7 protein-coding genes are annotated in these 5,681 nt (G+C 29.9%); 6 read left to right on the forward strand and 1 reads right to left on the reverse strand.

From position 1 onward, the window contains the following. The first annotated feature begins 255 nt into the window (after nucleotides 1-255). The 5 genes from V5784_RS03470 (at nucleotide 256) to V5784_RS03490 (ending at nucleotide 3,863) form a co-directional block, all read left to right on the forward strand. Complete coding sequence (locus tag V5784_RS03470; RefSeq protein WP_336887660.1) at nucleotides 256-525, forward strand: hypothetical protein; 270 nt, start codon at nucleotides 256-258, stop codon at nucleotides 523-525. After that, nucleotides 458-877 carry a protein-L-isoaspartate O-methyltransferase gene (locus tag V5784_RS03475; protein WP_336887661.1) on the forward strand — a complete coding sequence of 140 codons (420 nt, stop codon included), beginning with the start codon at nucleotides 458-460 and terminating at the stop codon, nucleotides 875-877. Before V5784_RS03470 ends, V5784_RS03475 begins: the two co-directional genes overlap by 68 nt. Nucleotides 878-986: 109 nt before the next feature. After that, nucleotides 987-1,664, forward strand: coding sequence for a hypothetical protein (locus tag V5784_RS03480; protein WP_336887662.1), 678 nt, complete (start codon nucleotides 987-989; stop codon nucleotides 1,662-1,664). A 9-nt stretch (nucleotides 1,665-1,673) separates the two neighbouring features. Next, complete coding sequence (locus V5784_RS03485) at nucleotides 1,674-2,246, forward strand: hypothetical protein (RefSeq protein WP_336887663.1); 573 nt, start codon at nucleotides 1,674-1,676, stop codon at nucleotides 2,244-2,246. Nucleotides 2,247-2,348: 102 nt separating this feature from the next. After that, nucleotides 2,349-3,863 (forward strand): nicotinate phosphoribosyltransferase, encoded by a 1,515-nt coding sequence (locus V5784_RS03490; RefSeq protein WP_336887664.1) that lies wholly within the window; start codon nucleotides 2,349-2,351, stop codon nucleotides 3,861-3,863. Between the two features lie 71 nt (nucleotides 3,864-3,934). On the opposite strand, the gene V5784_RS03495 is transcribed toward V5784_RS03490, so the two are convergent. Next, nucleotides 3,935-4,753 carry a hypothetical protein gene (locus V5784_RS03495; RefSeq protein WP_336887665.1) on the reverse strand — a complete coding sequence of 273 codons (819 nt, stop codon included), beginning with the start codon at nucleotides 4,751-4,753 and terminating at the stop codon, nucleotides 3,935-3,937. Between the two features lie 451 nt (nucleotides 4,754-5,204). Here V5784_RS03495 and V5784_RS03500 point away from each other — a divergent pair. Then, a partial coding sequence (locus V5784_RS03500; RefSeq protein WP_336887666.1) for a sulfite exporter TauE/SafE family protein occupies nucleotides 5,205-5,681 on the forward strand: 477 nt, incomplete at its 3' end.

Raw genomic sequence — 5,681 nt, forward strand, 5'->3', positions numbered from 1 at the left:
AAAAAGGTATATTAATTTTTATAATAACGATAGAGGACATAGTTCTTTAGATTATGAAACACCTGCTAAGGTATATTTTGGTACTCAAAAAATTGCTTAAGTTTTTTCATAAACTGTTTGACAAACACGACCACCATATATAATCTATTTAGTTTATAACTACTTGGACTTAAGCAAGTTTAAGAATCAGGTGCACGAAATTTGGCAAAGGTTGTAGATAGATTAAAAGAATGATAGATTTTTAAAGGAGGAAAGATGTTTAAAAAAATAAGGAAAGCCATGGTAGAAACTCAATTGTTTCACCGTGGGATAAAAGATCCCAGAGTAATAGCTGCATTTTTAGAGGTTGAAAGGCATCTTTTTATCAGAGAAGAAGAAATAGAACTTGCCTACAATGACTATCCACTGCCTATTGGATTTGGACAAACAATTTCCCAACCGTATATTGTGGCTTATTATGATGGAAAAATTAAAGATAGAAAAAAACAATATAGTTTTAGAGATGGGAACCGGATCGGGATATGAAGCGGCACTCATATCTAAAATTGCAAAACAGGTTATTACCTTGGAGGTGGATTTTGATCTTTATTTGGAATCCAAGAAAAAACTCAACCAGTTAGGTTATAAAAATATAGAGGTATTGAACAAAAATGGCTTTGAAGGGTATGAGGAAAAGGCTCCCTATGATGTGATAATAGTATCGGCTGCACCCATGGAAATTCCAAAAAATCTAATGGAACAATTAAAAATAGGGGGGAGGATGATCCTTCCTCTAGGCGGGTTTAGACAACAGTTAATCTATACAGAAAGAAATGATACAAATAATTTTTTTGTAACTGGTTTAATTTATGTAAAGTTTGTGCCTATGAACAAATAAATTTTTTATTTAAAAAATGTTAAAAAAGTGAATTTTTTTAAAAATAAATTTAATAATTATGGTACAATATTTCCACATGATATTATTAATGAGGGAGGATACAAGTGTTATGAAAAAAATAGTTATTATTTTAATAACCCTCCTTTCTTTGAATCTCTATGGAGAGACAGAGAAAGAAGGAAAAAATAGGAAGGCATTTGATGTAGATGGAAATAAATATATAATTAGACCTTTATATGGAATTCCGACACAATCAGATATAGGTGATTTATTGACCTTTAAAGAGTTCAAAAAAGATCCAAATGATGGGGAAATAGCTGGAATACAGGTGGAAAGATATGTGTATAAGAGACCCTATGATTTTCCAGTAGATATAACCTTACAGAGTAGTTTTATTACCCACTTTAATAGCTATAGTGGTGAAGAAACAGATTATTATACAAATGATAATAGCTATGAGATAAATTTTGGTATAAAGATATACTGGACAGAGTTTCCGTGGGATAAATACGTTCGTACAAGACTGGGAATATCGGAAGGCTTATCTTATATAAGTAGGATCACTAATTTAGAAAGATACAATCAATACCATAAAAACAATTCGAACTATTTAAACTATATAGATGTTACTCTTTCTTTTAATGCCAAGGATATTACTGGGATAGAAAATTTAGAAGATACCTATATTGGAATGGGAATTTCACATAGATCAGGAATATTTGGGACTATTAATGGGATAGATGGTGGATCAAATAATGTGACATTCTTTTTTGAGACAGAATTATAGGAGGAAGAGATGAAAAAATTAATATTATTTTTAAGCTTAATGGTCAGTGTGGCTATAACAAGTTTTAGTGAAACCACAAATTTTCAATTGGGTTTGACTCCTACTCTGAATATAGGTGGGGAAGAAGAAGTTGTGGGCTTGCGTGTACCGGTATTTTTAGGAGCCACAGAAAAAGTTACAGGGGTTGATTTTAATATATTTGCTGGTGAAGTAGATGAATTTACAGGTCTTCAAGGGGGAATATTTTTAGGGATGGGAATATTTAATAAAGTTAATATTAAATTTAAGGGAGCTGGTCTAGGGCTTATCAATCTTCATGGTGGAGAGAGTAAGGGGCTTTTAATAGGAGGAGCAAACCTTACAAATGAGTTTACAGGATTAAAAGTAGGGATATTTAATTATTCAAAATTAAATTCAAATTATGAAGTTGGAATTATTAATTATTCTAAGGAAGCATTTTTCCAATTTGGACTCATAAATATTACAGATCAGATAAATGGTGTTCAGATAGGATTTTTAAACTTTGCAAGTAACGGTATTTTACCGGTAATGCCTTTTTTAAATTTTAATTGGAAGCTTTAAGAGTAAAGATAAGAATAAAACTATAAAGCTATAAACTATATTGAGTAAAATAAAATCATTAGGATTTTTAATATTTTAAATAAATAAAAGAGGAGACACCTTATGAAGGATAGACAACTATTAAGTGAATTTGCAAACGTAATAAATTCCGATAGGTATCAATATACAGAGAGTGATGTTTTTTTAAAGGAAGGAATGGAGAAAAAGATAGCCGTTTTTGATATGTACTTTCGTAAAACAGAGGATGGAGGTTTAGCCGTAGTTTCCGGGATCCGTGAAGTAATTAAATTAATAGAGGTTTTAAATAGTACAAGTGAGGAAGAAAAAAGAAAATATTTTTCTATCCTTATTCATGAGGAAGAATTATTAGAATATTTGGTGAAATTAAAATTTACAGGTGATATCTACGCTATGAGAGACGGGGAGATCGCATATCCAAATGAACCTATCATAACTATAAAAGCACCTATAATTCAGGCCAAGATCTTAGAAACACCTATTTTAAATATAATGAATATGCAGATGGCTATAGCTACAAAAGCATCACGTGTAACTAGAGCAGCTCACCCTACCCCTGTGTTATCATTCGGAAGTAGGAGAGCTCATGGATTTAGCTCTGCTGTGGAAGGGAATAAAGCAGCCTATATAGGTGGGTGCAGTACCCATTCAAATATTATTACAGAATATAAATATGGTATCCCTAGTGTAGGAACTATGGCACACTCATATATTCAGACTTTTGGTGTTGGAAGGGATGCAGAAAAAGAATCTTTTGATAAATTTATAAAGAATAGAAAAAGTGGGAATAACCCTCTTATTCTTCTGATCGATACCTACAATACACTGAAGATAGGAATTCAAAATGCTATTAATTCATTTAAAGAAAATGGGATAGATGATTCCTACGAGGGTACTTATGGTATAAGGATAGATTCAGGTGATTTAGCATATCTGTCTAAAAAATGCAGGACATTATTGGATGAAGCATCTTTATATAAAGCTCAAATAGTTTTGACTAATGGATTGGATGAGAATTTAATAAGAGCTCTAAAAGAACAAGGTGTAAAGGTTGATTCTTATGGTGTAGGAGATGCTATTGCCGTAAGTAAGTCTAATCCTTGTTTTGGAGGAGTATATAAGATTGTAGAAATTGATGGAAAATCAGTAATAAAATTATCTGAAGATGTCATTAAAATATCAAATCCTGGTTTTAAAGAGGTATATAGACTCTACGATAAAAATGGTCTAGCCTATGCAGATTTAATAACTTTAGTTGATGGAGACAAGGATAAAAAATTATTGATGAATAACGATACTATAGAACTTATGGATGAAAACTATGATTTTAAAAGCGTTACTCTGACAGGGGGAGAATATACCCATAAAAAACTTACTAAAATATATGTGAAAGATGGTGAAATAACAAAAGAATATTTAAAGTTAAAAGATATAAAAAACTCAAGGGATTATTATTTGACAGAACTAGAGAAAATATCTACCGAGAGGAAGAGACTAGAAAATTCTCATAAATATAAGGTGAATCTATCTCATGGTTTGAAAAAATTAAAATATAAACTTATAAATAAAATATCTAAACAAATTAAGGGCGAAATATAAGCTGAAAATAAAATGATTTAAATAAAGAAAAAGACCAAAAAATTTAATTTTTTGGTCTTTTTAAATTTTAGTTAAGAATCTAGTCTAGCTGGTTTTTTTAAATGTCTTTCACTCAGATTTTTTATAAGTTCTTTGAGTTTTTCATATTGTTTTACATCTACTTCATTGGCTATAATTATGGATTTTTCAAATTCTCCTAAATTTCTATGAAGTTCTGATTTCAAAATCATTTCAGCACTACTTTCTCCTAATATATTTAACAGGATTTTCATATTATCTTTTTCTAGAACTGTATAGGTTACATCTGCTTCACCTGTTTTTTCCATTGTCTTGATTTGAGTTAGAATATTATTCAAATGATTTTTTTCCTTTAATCTGCCAAAGGTTTCTTCTCTTTTTTGGATTAATTTATTGATTTTTTCTTCCATTATTGCTATGGGTTTTTCTTCAGAAAGAGTTTCTTTTTTTTGAACCATCACAGTAATATACTGATTAAAATGTGTTATAGAAGGAATTTTTGAAATGGTAGCTTTTAATAGTTCTACTTTTACTTTGAGATCGTCTAAGGAATCTACTTCCCTATATTTATCGTTGGCTCTTTGCCATGTCTTTACTCTAATATTTATAGTTTGAAATTTTTCATTTTTTAAAATTTCTAAATATTCTTCAGTTGTGGGATCTATAAGAAGAGTACCAGCGTTCTCTTTGATCTCTTTGCATTCATTGACAGAATGGATTTGTTTGCAGATATCACATTTAAAAACATCTATTCTTCTGGGGGTTGTGGCTCCTTCTACTACTCCGTCGGTATAGATTGTTGCTTCTATATCTCCTGTAAATTCAGGCTTTTTAGTCCTGTATTTAGCACCGCATTTACATTTAAAATTCATATGATTCCTCCTGTTTTATTTTTATTATTGGTTCTTAATACCTTTTAAAATATGATCGGGTTGTGAAGTTAAACTTTGAGAATGATTTAAATCGGTAAATTCTTTTATTATATTTTGTAAGTAGATCCCGCTATCAGTATCACTTGGTTTTTGGGATATAATATGAAGAATTTTCATTTAATTTCCTTCCTAGATATAAAAAACTTTCATTATATTCTAACTAAAATAGAAAATTTTTACAATAGGAAAAAAAATTAAGTAAATAAAAAATGCAATTAAAATAAATTTTCAGTTTATCTATTTCTATCGTTTTGTTCTAATATAAAACGTTTTTAATGGTTTTTTAGGTTTAATTTTATATTTATAAATTATTTTTATATAATTTTAATGTTTGACAAGCGGATTCAATGCTTTATATCCGAAGCAAAAAATTGGTAAAATCCTCTTAATTATGGTATTATTTTCACATGTATTGTTTTTTATCGAAGGAGGAAACATGGTTGGAATTTTATTAGGAGTCTTATTATGTATGGGATTGTGGTATCTAGGAGTCTTTATTAAAGACTATAGAGAGTTTAAAAAAAGTAATAAAGTAGAAAAGGAAAATAAAGTGGTTTTGAGTGGTATTGGGTTTGTTCTTTGTTTTTTTGATACCCTTGGAATAGGCGGGTTTGCACCTATGACCGCTATATTTAAACAGTTTAAATTAGTAAATGACAGGGTTATTCCTGGAACTTTAAATGCGGCTATGACAATTCCTATTATTATAGAAGCTCTTATCTTTATCAAAGATGTAAAGGTTGATTTGGTTACTTTGATATCTATGCTTGTAGCTGCGACTTTAGGAGCTATCTTAGGTGCAGGATATGTATCTAAATTGGACGAAAAGAAGGTTCAACTTTATATGGGGATAGCTTTAATAGTTGTG

This window comes from Psychrilyobacter sp. (assembly GCF_037132775.1).
Classification (GTDB): domain Bacteria; phylum Fusobacteriota; class Fusobacteriia; order Fusobacteriales; family Fusobacteriaceae; genus Psychrilyobacter.